The organism is uncultured Roseicyclus sp., assembly GCF_937892565.1.
Lineage (GTDB): Bacteria > Pseudomonadota > Alphaproteobacteria > Rhodobacterales > Rhodobacteraceae > Roseicyclus.
In genome coordinates, this window is record NZ_CALAHQ010000028.1 from 1 (window position 1) to 19,826 (window position 19,826).

Below are 19,826 nucleotides of genomic sequence, written 5' to 3' on the forward strand. Positions count from 1 at the left end.
GGCGCGGATCGCACCGACGCGCCAGACAGGGCGGTGTCGAAGATCCTCGCCTGAGTGCTGGGGGCGGTTATCTGCCCCTTTGCATTCGACACTCGGAATGGGCCGCCCTGCGGGGCGGCCTTTTTCATGCCTGACTGGCTGGCTGCGGATGCTTCAGGGCCTCGTCGGCCCGGGCGGTCAGCGCGTCCATGAAGCCGCCCAGATCCGCGGCAAGGCGCGTTGCCTCTGCGTCGCTCAACCGCTCTGGCACCCTTTGGTCCCACTGTTGCCAAAGCAGCACCAACCGGCCGAAGGGCAGGGGGAAATGCAGCCGGTCCCATGTGCGCCAGCGCCAGACCCGCGATCCGGCAAAGCTGAAGGCCACGATCGGCACCTGGGCCGCGCGCGCCCATCGAATGGGCGTATCCTTTGCCACACGGGCCGGGCCGCGTGGCCCGTCGGGGGAAATGCCGATCGACACGCCCTGGCGCAGGCCCGTCAGGATCTGGCGCATTTCCGGGGTGCCAAGCGTGCCCTTGGGCATCGGCACCGAGCCATAGCCGAAATGCTGGTGAATCCAGCCCACAACCCGCCCCGCCCGGCCCGCCGAGGTCAGGCTTTGACAGCGCGCGCGCGTCAGGTCGAACATCCAGGGCGTCAGCATGATCCGCTGATGCCAGCATACGATGATGACCGCGCCATGTGCCTCGATCAGGCGCGCCACCGCGTCCCAGCCTTGGGCATCGCGCCGCGATGTCGCCCAGACCAGACGCAGCCACAGGCCGAACACCGCCGCGATGGCCCGGTTCAATCCCCGGCTCGAGGCGATGCGTCGTCGCAGGCTCATGGATCCCTCCCTTGTCGCGCTGGTATTGATTGGACGGGATCGGCGATGCGGTCAATCCGGCCTGTCCCCGATCAGGGACATCGATGCCCTGCGCCGCTTTCGCATCTGGACAAGCCCGCCAAATCGCCCTATCCCCACCCCCGGCCTAGGGGTGTAGCTCAGTTGGTAGAGCATCGGATTCCAAATCCGACGGTCGGGGGTTCGAGTCCCTCCGCCCCTGCCAGGATCCAGGTTTCATGACAGCCATCGTCAGGCGCCGGCCCATCGGCGCAAAAGCCAATACCATTGGTCAGGGTGTTCACGGATGCGCGCCGACAGGCTGTCGTTGAAGGCCTGTGTCATGGTCTGTGCATCGCCATGCGGGATCGGCGCTTCGAAGACCACGTCAAAGCGGTCGCCCTCGGGGCAGCGGATGCCATAGGCGGGCACCATCGCAAGATCGTATTTCAGCGCCAGTTGTGCCGCCGCCAGCGATGTCAGCGCCGGGCGGCCCAGAAACGGAAGCCGCACGCCTTCGGCGTATTTCTCGTCGAGCATGATCGCCATGAAGCCCCCGGCGCGCAGATGTCGCACCAGAGCCGTGGTGCCGATCCGGCCGGTTTCCAGAATGGGTTTGCCACCGGCCTCGATCCCCGCAAGCAGGCGGCGCTGGTAATGCGGATTGGTCTGGGGCCGGTAGACGGCACCGGTTTCCATGCCACGGGCTTTCAGCACGGCGCGCACCGCTTCCCATTGGCCAAAATGCCCCGAGACGATCAGCGCGCCCTTGCCCGCCGCGCGCGCGGCCTCCAGCGCGGCCATCCCCGGTCCCGAGACGGTGAAGCGATCCTGGCGGGTCTGAAATTCCGCGCAATGATAGATTTCGAACAGGGTCTGGCCCATCTGGCGGCCCATGGCACCGCTCAGCCGTGCGCGGTCGCGGCGGGGCATGTCCGGAAAGATGTGACGCACTTCGCGGTCAAAGCGGCGCCGGGCCAAGGGAAACCACCGCATCACCGCGCCGATGGCCGAGCCCAGAGCGCGCGAGCGCACCTCGAAGCTGCGCCAACGCGACCATGTCAGCGCCGATAACAGGGGAATGTAGCGCAGATGGTTCCAGGTCGAACGGATCGGTCGCGAAAACATATCCCTTAAATGACCAGTTGATGCGCCGTTGCCAAGCCAAAACCGGCGCGCAGGCAGGCTTCGCCTTGCACCGGGCCGTCGACATGCGTATATCCGCCGCGACCAGACGCAAGAGATGACCCATGGCCAACCCGTTCCAGTTCCTCCAGCAGACCCGCAGCGAGATCGCCAAGGTCGTCTGGCCCTCGCGCCGCGAAGTGCTGGTGACCACCGCGATGGTGTTTTTGCTGGCCGTCGTCTTTGCGATCTTTTTCTTCTTCGTGGATTTGCTGATCCGCAACGGTCTGGAGATGATCCTGACGGTCTTCGGGTAAGGGCTGTGCGCCCTTGATTTTCCGAAGGCAGGGGGATAAGCGGCAAGCAAATCCTCCGGAATGATGGCGTGCATCGAGTCGTGATGCACGCTGTTTCTTTTTCGGGCGCCCGCTTGGGGCATTGAAGTGAAACGAAAAAACGGCGTCTGTGCAGGCGTCCGGTGCAAGGAACGGGATCACGATGGCGAAACGGTGGTATTCGGTCAGCGTCCTTTCGAATTTCGAAAAGCGGATCGCGGAACAGATCCGCACGGCCGTGGCCGAAAAACATCTCGAAGAGGTGATCGAAGAGGTTCTGGTCCCCGAAGAGGATGTGATCGAAATTCGTCGGGGCAAGAAAGTGACCGTGCCGCGCCGCTTCATGCCGGGCTATGTGCTGGTGCGCATGGAGATGACCGATCAGGCCTATCATGCGATCAATTCGATTCCCCGCGTCACCGGGTTCCTCGGGCCACAAGGCCGCCCCATGCCCATGCGCGACGAAGAGGTAAACACCATCCTCAACCGGGTGGTCGAAGGCGAAGCCTCGCCGCGGTACACCATCACCTTCGACATCGGTGAGAAGGTCAAGGTCAATGACGGGCCCTTCGAGGGCTTTGACGGGATGGTCGAAGACGTCGACGAGGGCAACCAGCGCCTCAAGGTTTCGGTGTCGATCTTTGGCCGGGCCACCCCGGTCGAGTTGGAATTCACTCAGGTCGCCAAGCAGGGCTGAGGTTTTCCATTTGAATACGGGTCCGTTTCGCGGTACCCGGCCGGAGTTGTCGGATGGGTGTCGTGCCCGATCCGATTCCCACGTGGGAGGCGAGGCGGTCGCGACCGTCGGACCGGACCACGTCCACAAAGGCCAAGGGGCGCGCCCCGCGGCTGTTGGCATGAAGGAGATGGCCAGATGGCCAAGAAGCTTATCGGCAAGATGAAACTGCAGATCAAGGCGGGGCAAGCCACCCCGTCCCCGCCTGTTGGTCCCGCTCTGGGTCAACGCGGCCTGAACATCATGGAATTCTGCAAGGCGTTCAACGCCCGGACGCAGGATCTGGAATTGGGCGCACCTTGCCCGACCGTGATCAGCTATTATCAGGACAAGTCCTTCACGATGGAAATCAAGACGTCGCCCGCGTCCTATTTCCTCAAGAAGGCGGCGGGTCTCAAGCCCGTGGGCAAGCGCAATCGCGCCAAGGCATCGGCCAAGCCGGGCCGTGATGTGGTGGGCACGATCACCACAGCCCAGTTGCGTGAAATCGCCGAGGCCAAGATGAAGGACCTCAGCGCAAATGACATCGAAGCAGCGATGCAGATCATCCTGGGCTCTGCCCGGACGATGGGCATCGAGGTGAAAGGGTAAGCCATGGCCAAGATTGCAAAACGCCTTCAGGCAGCCCGTGGCGCCTTTGACGGCAAGGAAGATATCTCGGTCGAAGCGGCGCTGTCGCTGATCAAGGCCAACGCCTCGGCCAAGTTCGATGAGACCATCGAGATCGCGATGAATCTGGGCGTCGATCCGCGCCATGCGGACCAGATGGTTCGTGGCACGGTGAACCTGCCCAATGGCACCGGCAAGACGGTGCGCGTGGCGGTGTTCGCCCGTGGCGCCAAGGCTGACGAAGCCAAGGCCGCCGGGGCCGACATCGTGGGCGCCGAAGACCTGATGGACTCCATCATGGGTGGCAAGATCGACTTCGATCGTTGCATCGCCACCCCGGACATGATGCCCATCGTGGGCCGTCTGGGCAAGATCCTCGGGCCGCGCAACCTGATGCCGAACCCCAAGATCGGCACCGTCACCATGGACGTCAAGGATGCCGTTCAGGCAGCCAAGGGCGGTCAGGTGCAATTCAAGGTCGAAAAAGCGGGCATCATCCATGCCGGTATCGGCAAGGTCAGCTTTGATGAGGCAAAGCTTGCCGAAAACGTGCGCGCCTTTGTCGAAGCGGTCAGCAAGGCCAAGCCTGCGGGTGCCAAGGGGTCTTATCTCAAGCGGGTCTCGCTGAGCTCGACCATGGGCCCGGGCGTTTCGGTCAGCCTCGACAGCGCCACCGGCAACTGAGCCGACCCAGAGCGGAATGCACGAAAGCGGGCAGAAATGCCCGCTTTTTTCGTTCAAATGCGACCGATCAAGGCACCTGAAGTGCGCAGATGCCACAAAATCCGTGGATGATCGCTTTGGCTGCGACTGCACGGCTACGTCATCTTTCCATGGGTGCGCTTCGGGGCTTGGCACCCGCCCGGAATGGGGCTAGTCAGCACAGACGCAAAGAGCGGGCGATTCGTCGCTCGCTTTTTGCTTTCGTCCGAGACGGTGGGTTGGGGTGATAACTCCGGTAAATCCTGCCCGAGGCGGGATCAGACCGAACAGCCAAGAGCTCAGCGTTGAGCGCCTGGTGGTCTTGGACCCGTGACCAACGGACCAAAACCGCCGGAGCGATCCGGTAGAACTGAGCCGGGGTTTCCCAAGTCAACTGGGGCCCCAAAACTGGAGTAAACCTGTGGATAGAGCCCAGAAAGAGAAAGTGGTCGAGGAACTCGGCCAGATCTTCGAAAGCTCTGGCGTCGTGGTAGTGGCACACTATCAGGGCCTCACGGTTGCCGAGATGCAAGACCTGCGCGCCCGCGTTCGCGGTGTAGGCGGGGCCTTGCGTGTCGCCAAGAACAAGCTCGCCAAGATCGCCCTTGAAGGCACCGATGTCGCTGGCATCGCGGGTCTTCTGACGGGCATGACCGTTCTCGCCTATTCCGAAGACCCGGTCGCAGCCGCCAAGGCCGCGGACGAGTACGCCAAGGCCAATGACAAATATGTCATCCTTGGCGGTGCAATGGGTGGGACCGTTCTGACTGCTGACGGTGTGAAGGCCGTCGCAAAGATGCCGTCGCGCGAAGAGCTTATCGCTCAGGTCGTGTCTTGCATCGGCGCGCCCGCTTCCAACATCGCCGGCGCCATTGGCGCACCTGCTTCGAATATCGCCTCCATCCTTTCGACCATCGAAGAGAAGGCGGCGTAAGCAACCCGACCCTGACCCGCACTTGCGGCGTTGGAACCCCCATTCTTACATACGGAACGTGAAAAATGGCTGATCTGAAGAAACTCGCGGAAGAGATCGTCAATCTGACCCTCCTGCAGGCGCAGGAACTCAAGACGATCCTCAAGGATGAATACGGCATCGAGCCCGCCGCCGGCGGCGCTGTGATGATGGCTGCCCCGGCCGATGGTGCTGGCGCTGCCGCTGTGGAAGAAAAGACCGAATTCGACGTCATCTTGAAGGATGCCGGCGCACAGAAGATCAACGTGATCAAAGAAGTGCGCGCGCTGACCGGTCTGGGCCTGAAAGAAGCCAAGGATCTGGTGGAAGCCGGCGGCAAGATCAAAGAAGCCGTGTCCAAGACCGAAGCCGAAGGCGTCAAGGCCAAGCTGGAAGCGGCTGGCGCCGTGGTCGAGCTGGGCTGAGCTGCCGCGACCGGCATGCCCCAGACGGGCGTGTCGACATCAAGACAGGCTGGGCTCGGACATATCCGGGCCCAGCCGTCGGCGTCTTGGCAAGGGCCCTGCGATCAGGGGTGTTTTCCAAGACGGTGGCATCAGGATCGGGATCTGCCGGTGGGACGGCAGACAGATTGGTCCGTCATCTCTTGTTTCAGGGTGCTGTTCCGCCGAGGCCCCGACGGCGAGAACGGCACAGCGAAACACATGGAAAGGTGCGTTAGAGCATGGCTCAGACCTACGCAGGCCAGAAGCGAATCCGCAAATACTTTGGCAAGATCCGCGAAGTTCTTGAAATGCCGAACCTCATCGAGGTTCAGAAATCCTCCTATGATCTGTTCCTGAATTCCGGCGATGGCGACAAGCCGCGCGACGGCGAAGGCATCATGGGCGTGTTCCAGTCGGTGTTCCCGATCAAGGATTTCAACGAAACCGCCGTTCTTGAATTCGTCAAATACGAGCTGGAAGAGCCCAAGTTCGACGTCGAGGAATGCCAGCAGCGCGATCTGACCTATGCGGCACCGCTCAAGGTCACGCTGCGTCTGATCGTGTTCGATGTCGATGTGGATACCGGCGCGAAATCGGTGAAGGACATCAAGGAACAAGACGTGTTCATGGGCGACATGCCGCTCATGACGCCCAACGGCACCTTCATCGTCAACGGCACCGAGCGCGTGATCGTCTCGCAGATGCATCGCTCGCCCGGTGTGTTTTTCGACCATGACAAGGGCAAGACGCATTCCTCGGGCCGTCTGCTGTTTGCCTGCCGCATCATTCCCTATCGCGGATCGTGGCTGGATTTCGAATTCGATGCCAAGGACATGGTCTTTGCCCGCATCGACCGCCGCCGCAAGCTGCCGGTGACCACGCTGCTTTATGCGCTGGGTCTGTCGCAAGAAGGCATCATGGATGCCTATTACAACACCGTCACCTTCAAGATGGAAAAGAACCGCGGCTGGGCCACGCGCTTTTTCCCCGAGCGGGTGCGCGGCACGCGTCCGACATTCGATCTGGTCGATGCCGCCACCGGCGAAGTGATTGCCAAGGCCGGCGAAAAGGTCACGCCGCGCACCGTCAAGCGCTTGATCGACGAGGCCAAGGTTACCGAGATCTTGCTGCCCTTCGAGCAGATCATCGGCCGCTATGCGGCCAAGGACATGATCAACGAAGTCACCGGCGCGATCTATGTCGAAGCCGGCGAAGAGCTGACCTGGGATATCGGCCGTGACGGCGAAGTGTCGGGCGGCACGCTCAAGGCGTTGATCGATGCCGGCATCACCGAGGTTCCGGTGCTCGACATCGACAATATTGCGGTCGGTGGCTACATCCGCGCCACCATGGCCGCCGACAAGAACCTCAGCCGCGATGGCGCGCTGATGGACATCTACCGCGTCATGCGCCCCGGTGAGCCGCCGACGGTCGAGGCGGCGTCGATCCTGTTCGATCAGCTCTTCTTCGACAGCGAGCGCTACGATCTGTCCGCCGTGGGGCGGGTCAAGATGAACATGCGTCTGGATCTGGATGCACCCGACACGCTGCGCACGCTGCGCCGCGACGACATCATCGCCTGCATCAAGGCCTTGGTCGAATTGCGCGACGGCAAGGGCGACATCGATGACATCGATCATCTGGGCAATCGCCGCGTGCGGTCGGTTGGCGAATTGATGGAAAACCAGTACCGCGTGGGTCTGTTGCGCATGGAGCGCGCGATCAAGGAACGCATGTCCTCGGTCGAGATCGACACGGTCATGCCGCAAGATCTGATCAACGCCAAACCGGCAGCGGCTTCGGTGCGCGAATTCTTTGGCTCAAGCCAGTTGTCGCAGTTCATGGACCAGACCAACCCGCTGTCCGAAGTGACGCACAAGCGCCGCCTGTCGGCGCTCGGGCCGGGCGGTCTGACACGCGAACGCGCGGGCTTCGAAGTGCGCGACGTGCACCCGACGCATTATGGCCGGATGTGCCCCATCGAAACGCCCGAAGGGCCGAACATCGGCCTGATCAACAGCCTAGCCACCTTCGCACGGGTCAACAAATACGGCTTCATCGAGACCCCCTATCGCAAGGTCAAGGACGGCCAGGTCACCGATGAGGTGGTCTACATGTCCGCAACCGAGGAAATGCGCCACACCGTGGCGCAGGCCAACGCCAACCTCAGCGACAGCGGCCAGTTCCTCAATGAAATGGTCAACACCCGTCAGGCCGGTGAATACACGCTCGCGCCCCGCGATCAGGTCGATCTGATCGACGTGTCGCCCAAGCAGCTGGTGTCTGTCGCGGCGTCCTTGATCCCCTTTCTCGAGAACGACGACGCCAACCGCGCGCTGATGGGCTCGAACATGCAGCGTCAGGCGGTGCCGCTGTTGCAAGCCGATGCCCCCTTCGTGGGCACCGGCATCGAACGCAAGGTTGCCATCGACAGCGGCGCGGCCATTCAGGCGCGCCGCGCCGGGATCGTCGATCAGGTCGACGCCCAGCGGATCGTGGTGCGTGCCACCGAGGATCTGCAACTGGGCGACGCAGGCGTCGATATCTACCGCCTGCGCAAATTCCAGCGCTCGAACCAGAACACCTGCATCAATCAGCGCCCGCTGATCAAGGTGGGCGACGTGGTCGGCAAGGGTGAGGTCATCGCCGATGGCCCCAGCACGGATATGGGGGAACTGGCGCTCGGCAAGAATGTCGTCGTGGCCTTCATGCCGTGGAACGGCTACAATTACGAAGACTCGATCCTGATTTCCGAGCGCATCGTGCGCGACGACGTCTTTACCTCGATCCATATCGAGGAATTCGAGGTCGCAGCCCGCGACACCAAGCTTGGGCCCGAGGAAATCACCCGCGACATCCCCAATGTGGGCGAGGAAGCCCTGCGCAACCTCGATGAGGCGGGCATCGTCTATATCGGTGCGGACGTGGGCCCGGGCGACATTCTGGTGGGCAAGATCACCCCCAAGGGCGAAAGCCCGATGACGCCCGAGGAAAAGCTTCTGCGCGCGATTTTCGGCGAAAAGGCATCCGATGTGCGCGACACGTCGTTGCGGCTGCCGCCCGGCGATTTCGGCACGGTCGTGGAGGTGCGCGTCTTCAACCGCCATGGCGTGGAAAAGGACGAACGCGCGCTTCAGATCGAACGCGAGGAAGTCGAGCGTCTGGCCCGTGACCGCGACGATGAGCTGACGATCCTCGAGCGCAACATCTATGCGCGCCTCAAGTCCATGATCCTGGGCAAGACCGCCGTGAAGGGGCCCAAGGGCATCAAGTCCGGGTCGGACATCACCGAGGATCTGCTCGACACGCTCAGCCGCGGCCAGTGGTGGCAGCTTGCCCTTGGCGATGAAAAAGACGCAGCCGAGGTCGAAGCGCTCAACCAGCAGTTCGAGGCGCAAAAGCGCGCGCTCGATCACCGCTTCGAGGACAAGGTCGAAAAGGTCCGCCGCGGCGATGATCTGCCCCCCGGCGTGATGAAGATGGTCAAGGTCTTCATCGCCGTGAAGCGCAAGCTTCAGCCCGGCGACAAGATGGCCGGCCGTCACGGCAACAAGGGCGTGGTGTCCAAGGTCGTGCCCATGGAAGACATGCCCTTCCTTGAGGATGGCACCCCCGTCGACATGGTTCTCAACCCGCTGGGCGTGCCGTCGCGCATGAATGTGGGCCAGATCCTTGAAACCCATATGGGGTGGGCTGCACGGGCATTGGGTCTCAAGATCGACGAGGCGCTCGATGAATATCGCCGCTCGGGTGACATGACGCCCGTGCGTGAGGCGCTGCGTCTTGCCTATGGCGACGAGGTCTATGACGACGCCTTTGGCCCGATGGACGAGGATCAGGTGATCGAAAGCGCGGGCACCGTGACCCGTGGCGTGCCGATCGCAACGCCTGTGTTCGACGGCGCCAAGGAGGCCGATGTCAATGATGCGCTGGCGCGCGCGGGTTTTGACACCTCGGGTCAGTCGGTGCTGTTTGATGGCCGCACGGGCGAGCGTTTCGCCCGCAAGGTCACGGTGGGGGTGAAATACCTGCTCAAGCTGCACCATCTGGTCGATGACAAGATCCACGCCCGCTCGACCGGCCCCTACAGCCTCGTTACCCAGCAGCCGCTGGGCGGCAAGGCCCAGTTCGGCGGCCAGCGCTTTGGCGAGATGGAGGTCTGGGCGCTGGAAGCCTATGGCGCCGCCTACACCTTGCAGGAAATGCTGACGGTGAAGTCGGACGACGTGGCGGGCCGCACCAAGGTCTACGAGTCGATCGTCAAGGGTGAGGACAATTTCGAGGCCGGCGTGCCGGAATCGTTCAACGTTCTCGTCAAGGAGGTCCGGGGTCTGGGCCTCAACATGGAACTCCTGGATGCGGAGGAAGAGGAATAACGCCGAATATTCGTACGAATATTCGCATTTGCGATCCTTCGTACGAAGGATCGCACCTCCCCCGCCTCAAGCTTAGGAACCGATCATGAACCAGGAACTGACAAACAACCCCTTCAACCCGCTGACCCCGCCCAAGGCATTCGACGAGATCAAGGTCTCGCTGGCCTCGCCCGAGCGCATCCTCAGCTGGTCCTTCGGCGAGATCAAGAAACCCGAAACGATCAACTACCGCACCTTCAAGCCCGAGCGTGACGGCCTGTTCTGTGCCCGCATCTTCGGGCCGATCAAGGATTACGAGTGCCTGTGCGGCAAGTACAAGCGGATGAAATATCGTGGCGTCGTCTGCGAGAAGTGCGGCGTGGAAGTGACGCTGCAAAAGGTCCGCCGCGAGCGCATGGGCCATATCGAACTGGCAGCCCCCGTCGCCCACATCTGGTTCCTGAAATCGCTTCCCTCCCGCATCGGCCTGATGCTCGACATGACGTTGCGCGATCTTGAACGCATTCTCTACTTCGAAAACTATGTCGTGATCGAGCCGGGCCTGACCGATCTGTCCTATGGGCAACTGATGAGCGAAGAGGAATTCCTCGACGCGCAAGACGCCTATGGATCTGACGCCTTCAGCGCCAATATCGGGGCCGAAGCGATCCGCGAGATGCTGGCCAATATCGACCTCGAGGCCGAGGCCAACACGCTGCGCGAGGAACTCAAGGAAGCCACGGGCGAGCTGAAGCCGAAAAAGATCATCAAGCGTTTGAAGATCGTTGAAAGCTTCCTTGACTCCGGCAACCGCCCCGAATGGATGGTTCTGACCGTGATCCCCGTGATCCCGCCGGAACTGCGCCCGCTGGTGCCGCTGGACGGGGGCCGGTTCGCGACCTCGGATCTCAACGATCTTTATCGCCGCGTCATCAATCGCAACAACCGCCTGAAGCGGCTGATCGAATTGCGCGCGCCCGACATCATCGTGCGCAACGAAAAGCGGATGCTGCAAGAAGCGGTTGATGCGCTGTTTGACAATGGCCGCCGGGGCCGCGTGATCACGGGGGCCAACAAGCGCCCGCTGAAATCGCTCTCCGACATGCTCAAGGGCAAGCAGGGCCGGTTCCGCCAGAACCTGCTGGGCAAGCGGGTGGACTTTTCGGGCCGTTCGGTCATCGTGACCGGCCCCGAGTTGAAACTGCACCAGTGCGGCCTGCCCAAGAAGATGGCGCTCGAGCTGTTCAAGCCCTTCATCTATTCGCGGCTGGAGGCAAAGGGCCTGTCTTCGACCGTGAAACAGGCGAAAAAGCTGGTCGAGAAAGAGCGCCCCGAGGTCTGGGATATCCTCGACGAGGTGATCCGCGAACACCCCGTGCTGCTCAACCGCGCGCCCACGCTGCACCGTCTGGGCATTCAGGCCTTTGAGCCAGTGCTGATCGAGGGCAAGGCGATCCAGCTGCATCCGCTGGTCTGCTCTGCCTTCAATGCCGATTTCGACGGTGACCAGATGGCCGTGCACGTTCCGCTGAGCCTTGAGGCACAGCTTGAAGCGCGCGTGTTGATGATGTCGACCAACAACGTTCTGTCGCCCGCCAATGGTGCGCCGATCATCGTTCCCTCGCAGGACATGATCCTTGGCCTCTATTACGTCACGCTTGAGCGGGAGGGGATGCCCGGTCAGGACATGGTCTTTGCCGATGTGAACGAGATCCGCCATGCGCTGGACGCGGGCGCATTGCATCTGCATGCCCGCATCAAGGCGCGCATCAAGCAGATCGACGAAGAAGGCAACGAGGTCTGGCGCCGTTTCGACACGACCGCAGGCCGCGCGCTGTTGGGCGATCTTCTGCCGCTCAACGCCAAGGCGCCCTTTGATCTGGTCAACCGGCTGTTGCGCAAGAAAGAGGTGCAGCAGGTCATCGACACCGTCTACCGCTATTGCGGCCAGAAAGAGTCGGTGATCTTTTGCGACCAGATCATGGGCATGGGTTTCCGCGAGGCATTCAAGGCCGGCATTTCCTTTGGCAAGGATGACATGGTCATCCCCGACACCAAATGGGCGCTGGTCGACGAAACCCGCGATCAGGTCAAGGAATTCGAACAGCAGTACATGGACGGCCTGATCACTCAGGGCGAAAAGTACAACAAGGTCATCGATGCCTGGTCGAAAGCCAACGACAAGGTCACCGATGCGATGATGGCGACCATTTCGGCCAAGAAGTTCGACGCCAACGGCGCCGAGCTGGAACCGAATTCCGTCTACATGATGGCCCATTCGGGCGCGCGGGGGTCGGTCACGCAGATGAAGCAGCTGGGCGGCATGCGCGGCCTGATGGCCAAGCCCTCTGGCGAGATCATCGAAACGCCGATCATCTCGAACTTCAAGGAAGGTCTGACCGTTCTTGAATACTTCAACTCGACCCATGGTGCGCGCAAGGGTCTGTCGGACACCGCGCTCAAGACCGCCAACTCGGGCTATCTGACCCGCCGTCTGGTCGATGTGGCGCAAGATTGCATCATCCGGATGGAAGATTGCGGCACCGAGAACGTGATCACCGCAACCGCCGCCGTCAATGACGGTGAGGTTGTGGCGTCGCTGGCCGAGCGTATCCTTGGCCGGACCGCGGGCGAGGATATCCTTGTGCCCGGCACCGATGAGGTCATCGTCGCCAAGGGTGAGCTGATCGACGAACGCCGCGCCGACGCGGTCGAGGCCGCCGGCGTGCAGACCTGCAAGATCCGCAGCCCGCTGACCTGCGAGGCCGAAGAAGGCGTCTGCGCGTCGTGCTATGGCCGTGACCTTGCACGCGGCACGCGGGTCAACACCGGCGAAGCGGTCGGCATCATCGCCGCCCAGTCGATCGGTGAACCCGGCACGCAGCTGACGATGCGGACCTTCCACATCGGCGGCGTGGCCCAAGGCGCGCAGCAATCCTTCCAGGAAGCGAATGTCGAAGGCATCGTCAGCTTCGCCAATCCCAACCTGCTGAAGAACCCCAGCGGCGAACAGGTCGTGATGGGCCGCAACATGCAGCTTGTCATCACCGATGATCAGGGTGCCGAACGCGCCGCGTTCAAGCTGGGCTATGGCACCAAGGTCCATGTCGAACAGGGCCGCAAGGTCACCCGTGGCGACCGGCTGTTCGAATGGGATCCCTATACCTTGCCGATCATCGCCGAAAAAACCGGTACGGTGAAATTCGTCGATCTGATCTCGGGCTTCTCGATCCGTGAGGAAACCGATGACGCCACCGGCATGACGCAAAAGATCGTGTCCGACTGGCGCACGGCGCCCAAGGGCAACGAGATGAAGCCCGAGATCCTGATTGTCGACGCCGAGGGCCAGCCCGTCCGCAACGAGGCCGGCAACCCGGTCACCTATCCGATGTCGGTGGATGCGATCTTGTCGATCGAGGATGGCCAGACCATTCAGGCCGGCGAAGTCGTGGCGCGCATCCCGCGCGAAGGTGCCAGGACCAAGGACATCACCGGGGGTCTTCCCCGCGTGGCGGAATTGTTCGAAGCCCGGCGTCCCAAGGATCACGCCATCATCGCCGAGATCGACGGCTATGTTAAATTCGGACGCGATTTCAAGAACAAGCGCCGGATCACCATCGTTCCGGTCGATGACAGCCTTGCGCCCGTCGAATACATGGTTCCCAAGGGCAAGCACATTCCCGTGGCCGAAGGCGACTATGTCCAGAAGGGCGATTACGTCATGGATGGCAATCCCGCCCCCCATGACATCCTGGCGATCATGGGTGTCGAGGCGCTGGCCGAATACATGATCAACGAGGTGCAGGAGGTCTATCGTCTTCAGGGCGTGAAGATCAACGACAAGCATATCGAGGTGATCGTGCGTCAGATGCTCCAGAAATTGGAAATCCTGGACAGCGGGGAAACCACGCTGCTCAAGGGCGAACATGTGGACAAGGCCGAACTGGACGCGATGAACGCCAAGGCCGAAGCCGAAGGCCGCCGTCCGGCCGCGGCACAGGCGATCTTGTTGGGCATCACCAAGGCGTCGCTGCAGACCCGCAGCTTCATCTCGGCGGCCTCCTTCCAGGAAACGACCCGCGTGCTGACCGAGGCTTCGGTTCAGGGCAAGGTCGACAAGCTGGTGGGCCTCAAGGAGAACGTCATCGTCGGCCGTCTGATCCCGGCGGGCACGGGTGGCGCGACCCAACGTGTGGAGCGCATCGCCAAGGCCCGCGACATGGCCGTGATCGAAGCCGCGCGCGCCGAAGCCGAAACCGCTGTGGCCCTTGCGGCACCGGTGATGGCCTCGGCCGAAACCGGCGACGAGACAGAATAGGCGCGCAGGCGCCCGTTGGAACCAAAACGCCCCGTCGGTTTCGATGGGGCGTTTTTTTGTGCCAATGACACATCGCAAGGCGTATCGCTTTTGGCCGTTTGGGGGTGTTTCGTTTGTCTGGGCTTTCGCCTAAGCTGAACCGGACAGTTGCTTAGATTGGCACCATGGGTCACCGCGAAGACAACCAGATCATTGGCGTTTGCCGCTTTTCCTATCTGGGAACGCTTGGTTTCAAGGCCCATGACACGCATCGCGAAGACCTGGCCGACATGTTGTATGATGAGCAGCGCATGCAGCGCCGCTTTGCCTATTTCGAAAACATCTGTCTGCCATCTCTGGCTGCGCAAACCGATATGGACTTTCGTCTGGTCGTGCTGACCGGCGACAGCATGCCCTTGCGCTGGCACCAGCGGTTGCAGGATTTGCAGCGGCACCACCCCTTTGTGGATCTTTGTGTGCTGGCACCCGCAGGGCCGGTCAATTCGACACGGCGCGCCTTTCGTCAGGCATGGAATGGGCGCGCGTCCTTTATCACCGGCTTTCGCATCGATGATGATGATGCGGTCGCACGCGACTACATCGCGCGCACGCGCAAGATTGCCGATCAGCTTTTGGCCTTGGGCTGGGCCGATGCGCAAACCCTTGCCGCGATCTGTTTTCACCGTGGCATCTATTGGGACATGTCGGCCCCCGAGGATCGGCAGTTCTGGGATCATGCCGAGAAAGAGCCGCTGGGTCTGGCCGCCGCGATGATCATGACATCGGATGCGCGGCCCAATATCTTCCGGTGGAACCACCGCCATCTGGCCAGCGCGGTGCGGTGCTGGATCGATCCGGGCGACATCATGTTCTTGCGCACATTGCATGGCCATAACGACAGCGACCGTACCATCCCGCCCCATGCCAGCGCCCTGTCGCCCGGGGTGGCCCGCAGACTGTTGCGCGACCGCTTTGCCCTTTCGCCCGCCGCATTGCAGCGCATGGCCCAAGATGCGACGGGCGACAGCCCATGACCGCGCCCCTCAGTCCCAACCAGAAAGGTGCGCTTTACATGACGCTGTCGATGGCGGCGTTCATCGGCAATGATGCGTGCGTCAAGCTGGTCGCCGAAACCGTGCCGCTGTTTCAGGTGATCTTTCTGCGCGGTCTGGGCACCACCCTCATGCTTGCTGTCTTTGTGCAGCTGACCACCGGTCTGCGGCTGTCGTTCCCGCGGCGTGACCGGCCGCTGATTGCGGGGCGCACGCTGGCGGAAATCGCGTCGATGGTGATGTTTACCCTGGCGCTGACCAACATGCCCATCGCCAATGCCACGGCCATTCTGGCAGCGCTGCCGCTTGCCGTCACGCTGGGGGCTGCGGTGATCTTTGGCAATCCGGTGGGCTGGCGGCGGCTGACGGCGATCGGCATCGGGTTTTTCGGCGTGATGCTGATCGTCCAGCCCGGCACCGATGGGTTTACCATCTGGTCGCTTTTGGCGGTGCTGTCGGTTGTGGTGATCACCGCGCGCGATCTGTTCACGCGGGCCTTCAGCCCCGCCGTGCCATCGATGAGCGTGGCGGTGCTGACGGCGGCGGCGGTTTGTCTTGTGGGCGGTGTGCTGTCGCTGTTCACGCCATGGGTGGCGTTTGACCTGCGCGAGGCGGCGCTGATCCTTGCGGCATCGGTCCTGATCATCGGCGGCTATGTCTTTGGCATCATGGTCATGCGCATCGGCGAGGTCGGGTTCGTGTCGCCATTCCGCTACACATCGCTGGTTTTCGCGTTGATCCTCGGGTTTTTGGTCTTTGACGAGTTTCCCAATGCCCTGGCCTTGATCGGGGGGGCTGTCGTGATGGGGACAGGCATCTTCACGCTTGTGCGCGAACGCCGGCTGGCGCGCGCAGCCGCACCCGACGCCGATATCCCAAAGGCGCCGTCGCACGGCTGACATGCGGTCCAAGGGCCAGCAAAGACCCCCTGGATGGGGTTGATGACGGGGGGCTCAAGACCGGGCCGGGCTGTTGTTGACACCTGCTCCGACTCCCCCTATAGCCAGCCGCACTTGGTAGGGGTGTCTGCAACTGCGGGGCCTTTGCCTGATACAGAATTGTAGTGGTCATGATCCGGGCCGATTGGGTGCCCCGATCCTCTGAAACTTCCACCGCAGCGTCCTCCAGGTAGGGAAGGGATGCTTGCGGCTTTGGTGTTTTCGTGCATCGCACGGGCGCGCCGCCGACATGAGAGAGCAAGACGGGGAACCGAATGCCGACGATTCAGCAGCTGATCCGCAAACCGCGGCAGCCCAAAGTAAAACGCTCCAAGTCCCAGCACTTGGAATCCTGTCCGCAAAAACGCGGCGTCTGTACGCGCGTCTACACCACGACCCCGAAAAAGCCGAACTCGGCCATGCGGAAAGTGGCCAAGGTGCGCCTGACCAACGGGTTCGAGGTCATCAGCTACATCCCGGGTGAAAGCCACAATCTTCAGGAACACTCGGTGGTTCTGATCCGCGGCGGCCGGGTAAAGGATCTTCCCGGCGTGCGCTATCATATTCTGCGCGGTGTTCTCGACACGCAGGGCGTCAAGAATCGTCGCCAGCGTCGTTCGAAATACGGCACGAAGCGCCCCAAGTAAGAGGATCCGAGAGATGTCCCGTCGTCACGCCGCTGAAAAGCGCCAAGTCCTGCCCGACGCCAAATATGGCGATACGGTGCTGACCAAATTCATGAACAATCTGATGATCGACGGCAAGAAGTCGGTCGCAGAGCGCATCGTCTACAGCGCCTTTGAGCGGGTCGAGGCCAAGCTCAAGCGCGCTCCTGTGGATGTCTTCCACGAAGCGCTGGACAATGTGAAACCCTCCGTCGAGGTGCGGTCGCGCCGCGTGGGTGGTGCCACCTACCAGGTGCCCGTCGAAGTCCGCCCCGAGCGCCGCGAAGCTCTGGCGATCCGTTGGTTGATCAACGCGTCGCGCGCCCGCAACGAGAACACGATGGAAGAGCGGCTCGCAGGCGAGCTGATCGATGCCGTGAACTCGCGCGGCTCTGCCGTCAAAAAGCGCGAAGACACCCACAAGATGGCCGACGCCAACCGCGCGTTCAGCCATTACCGCTGGTAACAGAACGGGCGGCCCCATCCGGGGGCCGTCCTTCCGATCCGTAACCCAAGCCTGAGGACTGCCCCATGGCACGCGACTATCCGCTCCAGCGCTATCGCAATTTTGGTATTATGGCGCATATCGACGCCGGCAAGACCACGACGACAGAGCGCATCCTGTATTACACCGGCCGGTCTCACAAGATCGGCGAAGTCCATGATGGCGCGGCCACGATGGACTGGATGGAACAGGAACAGGAACGCGGGATCACCATCACCTCCGCTGCCACCACGACCTTTTGGCAGTGGCAACAAGATCCCACCGCCGAAGGCACCGCCGACAGCAAGGTGCGTTTCAACATCATCGACACGCCCGGCCACGTCGATTTCACCATCGAGGTGGAACGCTCGCTGGCGGTTCTTGATGGTGCGGTTGCGCTGCTTGATGCCAATGCCGGGGTCGAGCCTCAGACCGAAACCGTGTGGCGTCAGGCCGATCGCTACAAGGTGCCGCGCCTTGTGTTCGTCAACAAGATGGACAAGATCGGCGCCGATTTCTTCAATTGCGTCAAGATGGTCAAGGACCGCACCGGGGCGACCCCCGTGCCGGTGAACTTTCCCATCGGTGCCGAGGATCAACTCGAAGGCATCGTCGATCTGGTGACCATGGAAGAATGGGTCTGGCAGGGTGAAGATCTGGGTGCGTCCTGGATCCGCCAGCCGATCCGCGCCAGCCTGAAGGATCTGGCCGATGAATGGCGCTCGGTTCTGGTGGAAAACGCCGTCGAAATGGACGACGCCGCGATGGAGGCCTATCTCGAAGGTCAGGAGCCCGACGTGCCGACCCTGCGCGCGCTGATCCGCAAGGGCTGTCTGTCGATGACCTTTGTGCCCGTTCTGGGGGGGTCGGCCTTCAAGAACAAGGGTGTGCAGCCGTTGCTGAACGCCGTGGTCGATTACCTTCCCGGTCCGCTGGACGTGCCCGCCTACATGGGGTTCACGCCGGGTGACGAAACCGAAACCCGCAATATCTCGCGGTCCGCCGATGACGCACAGCCCTTTGCCGGGCTTGCCTTCAAGATCATGAACGACCCCTTCATGGGCACGCTCACCTTCACCCGGATTTATTCCGGGCAGATGAAGAAGGGCGACCAGCTCATGAATTCGACCAAGGGCAAGAAAGAACGCATCGGCCGCATGGTGATGATGCATGCCAACAAGCAAGAAGAGATCGCCGAGGCATTCGCCGGCGACATCATCGCGCTGGCGGGCCTCAAGGACACGACCACCGGCGACACGCTGTGCGATCCTGCCCATCCGGTCGTCCTGGAAACCATGACCTTCCCCGATCCGGTGATCGAGATCGCGGTTGAACCCAAGACCAAGGCTGACCAGGAAAAGATGTCGATGGGTCTGCAGCGGCTTGCGGCCGAAGATCCGTCCTTCCGCGTGGAAACCGATATCGAATCCGGTCAGACCATCATGCGCGGCATGGGCGAACTTCACCTCGACATCCTGATCGACCGCCTGCGGCGCGAATTCAAGGTCGAGGCGAACATCGGCGCCCCGCAAGTGGCCTATCGTGAAACGATCAGCCGCTCGATCGAACACACCTATACCCACAAGAAACAATCGGGTGGGTCGGGTCAGTATGCCGAGGTCAAGCTGGAAATCTCGCCGACCGAGCCGGGCGAAGGCTACACCTTCGAATCCCGCATTGTCGGCGGTGCGGTTCCCAAGGAATACATCCCCGGTGTCGAAAAGGGCATCAAGTCGGTCATGGACAGCGGCCCCTTGGCTGGCTTCCCCGTGATCGACTTCAAGGTCGCGCTGATCGACGGCAAGTTCCACGATGTCGACTCCTCCGTTCTGGCCTTCGAAATCGCAGCCCGCATGGGCATGCGCGAGGGTCTGAAAAAGGCGGGCGCCAAACTGCTCGAGCCGATCATGAAGGTCGAAGTGGTGACGCCCGAGGATTATACCGGCGGCATCATCGGCGACCTGACTTCGCGTCGCGGTCAGGTGACCGGGCAGGAAAGCCGTGGCAACGCGAATGTCATCAATGCCTTCGTTCCGCTGGCCAACATGTTCGGCTACATCAACACGCTGCGCTCCATGTCTTCGGGCCGCGCGCAGTTCACGATGCTGTTCGACCATTACGAACCGGTGCCGCAGAACATCTCGGAAGAGATCCAGTCCAAATACGCATGACAGGGCGCCGGGCGCGAGGCCCGGCCTACCCACAACCAGTAGGCCGGGCCTTGCGCCCGGCACCCCATCAAGGAGGCCATCATGGCAAAGGCAAAGTTTGAACGTAACAAGCCGCATGTGAACATCGGCACGATTG

Annotated in this window: 15 protein-coding genes and 1 tRNA gene; 14 read left to right on the plus strand and 2 right to left on the minus strand. The window is 61.9% G+C overall.

The window, feature by feature from the left end; genetic code table 11:
* Positions 1-124: 124 nt before the first annotated feature.
* Positions 125-826 carry a DUF374 domain-containing protein gene (locus Q0094_RS04140; RefSeq protein WP_297615548.1) on the minus strand — a complete coding sequence of 234 codons (702 nt, stop codon included), beginning with the start codon at positions 824-826 and terminating at the stop codon, positions 125-127.
* Between the two features lie 147 nt (positions 827-973).
* Between Q0094_RS04140 and Q0094_RS04145 the strand changes: the two genes are divergently transcribed.
* Positions 974-1,049, plus strand: a tRNA-Trp gene (locus tag Q0094_RS04145).
* Positions 1,050-1,075: 26 nt separating this feature from the next.
* Here the strand turns inward: Q0094_RS04145 and Q0094_RS04150 are convergent.
* Positions 1,076-1,951 (minus strand): lysophospholipid acyltransferase family protein, encoded by an 876-nt coding sequence (locus tag Q0094_RS04150; RefSeq protein ID WP_297615550.1) that lies wholly within the window; start codon positions 1,949-1,951, stop codon positions 1,076-1,078.
* Positions 1,952-2,073: 122 nt separating this feature from the next.
* Between Q0094_RS04150 and secE the strand changes: the two genes are divergently transcribed.
* The 13 genes from secE to fusA all read left to right on the plus strand — a co-directional run bounded on the left by secE (position 2,074) and on the right by fusA (position 19,690).
* Complete coding sequence (gene secE / locus Q0094_RS04155; protein ID WP_297615552.1) at positions 2,074-2,265, plus strand: preprotein translocase subunit SecE; 192 nt, start codon at positions 2,074-2,076, stop codon at positions 2,263-2,265.
* Positions 2,266-2,446: 181 nt separating this feature from the next.
* Positions 2,447-2,980, plus strand: coding sequence for a transcription termination/antitermination protein NusG (gene nusG / locus Q0094_RS04160; RefSeq protein WP_297615554.1), 534 nt, complete (start codon positions 2,447-2,449; stop codon positions 2,978-2,980).
* 177 nt (positions 2,981-3,157) lie between these two features.
* Positions 3,158-3,610 carry a 50S ribosomal protein L11 gene (rplK, locus tag Q0094_RS04165; protein ID WP_297615556.1) on the plus strand — a complete coding sequence of 151 codons (453 nt, stop codon included), beginning with the start codon at positions 3,158-3,160 and terminating at the stop codon, positions 3,608-3,610.
* Positions 3,611-3,613: 3 nt separating this feature from the next.
* Positions 3,614-4,312 carry a 50S ribosomal protein L1 gene (gene rplA, locus Q0094_RS04170; protein WP_297615558.1) on the plus strand — a complete coding sequence of 233 codons (699 nt, stop codon included), beginning with the start codon at positions 3,614-3,616 and terminating at the stop codon, positions 4,310-4,312.
* Positions 4,313-4,751: 439 nt separating this feature from the next.
* On the plus strand, positions 4,752-5,264 hold the full coding sequence (rplJ, locus tag Q0094_RS04175) for a 50S ribosomal protein L10 (RefSeq protein ID WP_297615560.1): 513 nt from the start codon (positions 4,752-4,754) through the stop codon (positions 5,262-5,264).
* Positions 5,265-5,329: 65 nt separating this feature from the next.
* Positions 5,330-5,707 carry a 50S ribosomal protein L7/L12 gene (rplL, locus tag Q0094_RS04180; protein ID WP_297615562.1) on the plus strand — a complete coding sequence of 126 codons (378 nt, stop codon included), beginning with the start codon at positions 5,330-5,332 and terminating at the stop codon, positions 5,705-5,707.
* Positions 5,708-5,967: 260 nt separating this feature from the next.
* On the plus strand, positions 5,968-10,104 hold the full coding sequence (rpoB, locus tag Q0094_RS04185; RefSeq protein ID WP_297615564.1) for a DNA-directed RNA polymerase subunit beta: 4,137 nt from the start codon (positions 5,968-5,970) through the stop codon (positions 10,102-10,104).
* An 85-nt stretch (positions 10,105-10,189) separates the two neighbouring features.
* Entirely contained in the window at positions 10,190-14,401 is a 4,212-nt protein-coding gene (rpoC, locus tag Q0094_RS04190) for a DNA-directed RNA polymerase subunit beta' (protein ID WP_297615566.1), read from the plus strand.
* A gap of 164 nt (positions 14,402-14,565) precedes the next feature.
* A complete protein-coding gene (locus tag Q0094_RS04195; protein ID WP_297615568.1) occupies positions 14,566-15,414 on the plus strand; it encodes a glycosyltransferase in 849 nt (282 codons plus the stop codon).
* Positions 15,411-16,331 carry a DMT family transporter gene (locus tag Q0094_RS04200; protein WP_297615570.1) on the plus strand — a complete coding sequence of 307 codons (921 nt, stop codon included), beginning with the start codon at positions 15,411-15,413 and terminating at the stop codon, positions 16,329-16,331. Before Q0094_RS04195 ends, Q0094_RS04200 begins: the two co-directional genes overlap by 4 nt.
* Before the next feature lie 314 nt (positions 16,332-16,645).
* Complete coding sequence (rpsL, locus tag Q0094_RS04205; RefSeq protein ID WP_297615572.1) at positions 16,646-17,017, plus strand: 30S ribosomal protein S12; 372 nt, start codon at positions 16,646-16,648, stop codon at positions 17,015-17,017.
* Between the two features lie 13 nt (positions 17,018-17,030).
* Positions 17,031-17,501 (plus strand): 30S ribosomal protein S7, encoded by a 471-nt coding sequence (rpsG, locus tag Q0094_RS04210; RefSeq protein WP_297615574.1) that lies wholly within the window; start codon positions 17,031-17,033, stop codon positions 17,499-17,501.
* A 65-nt stretch (positions 17,502-17,566) separates the two neighbouring features.
* Positions 17,567-19,690 (plus strand): elongation factor G, encoded by a 2,124-nt coding sequence (gene fusA / locus Q0094_RS04215; RefSeq protein WP_297615576.1) that lies wholly within the window; start codon positions 17,567-17,569, stop codon positions 19,688-19,690.
* Positions 19,691-19,826 lie beyond the last annotated feature (136 nt).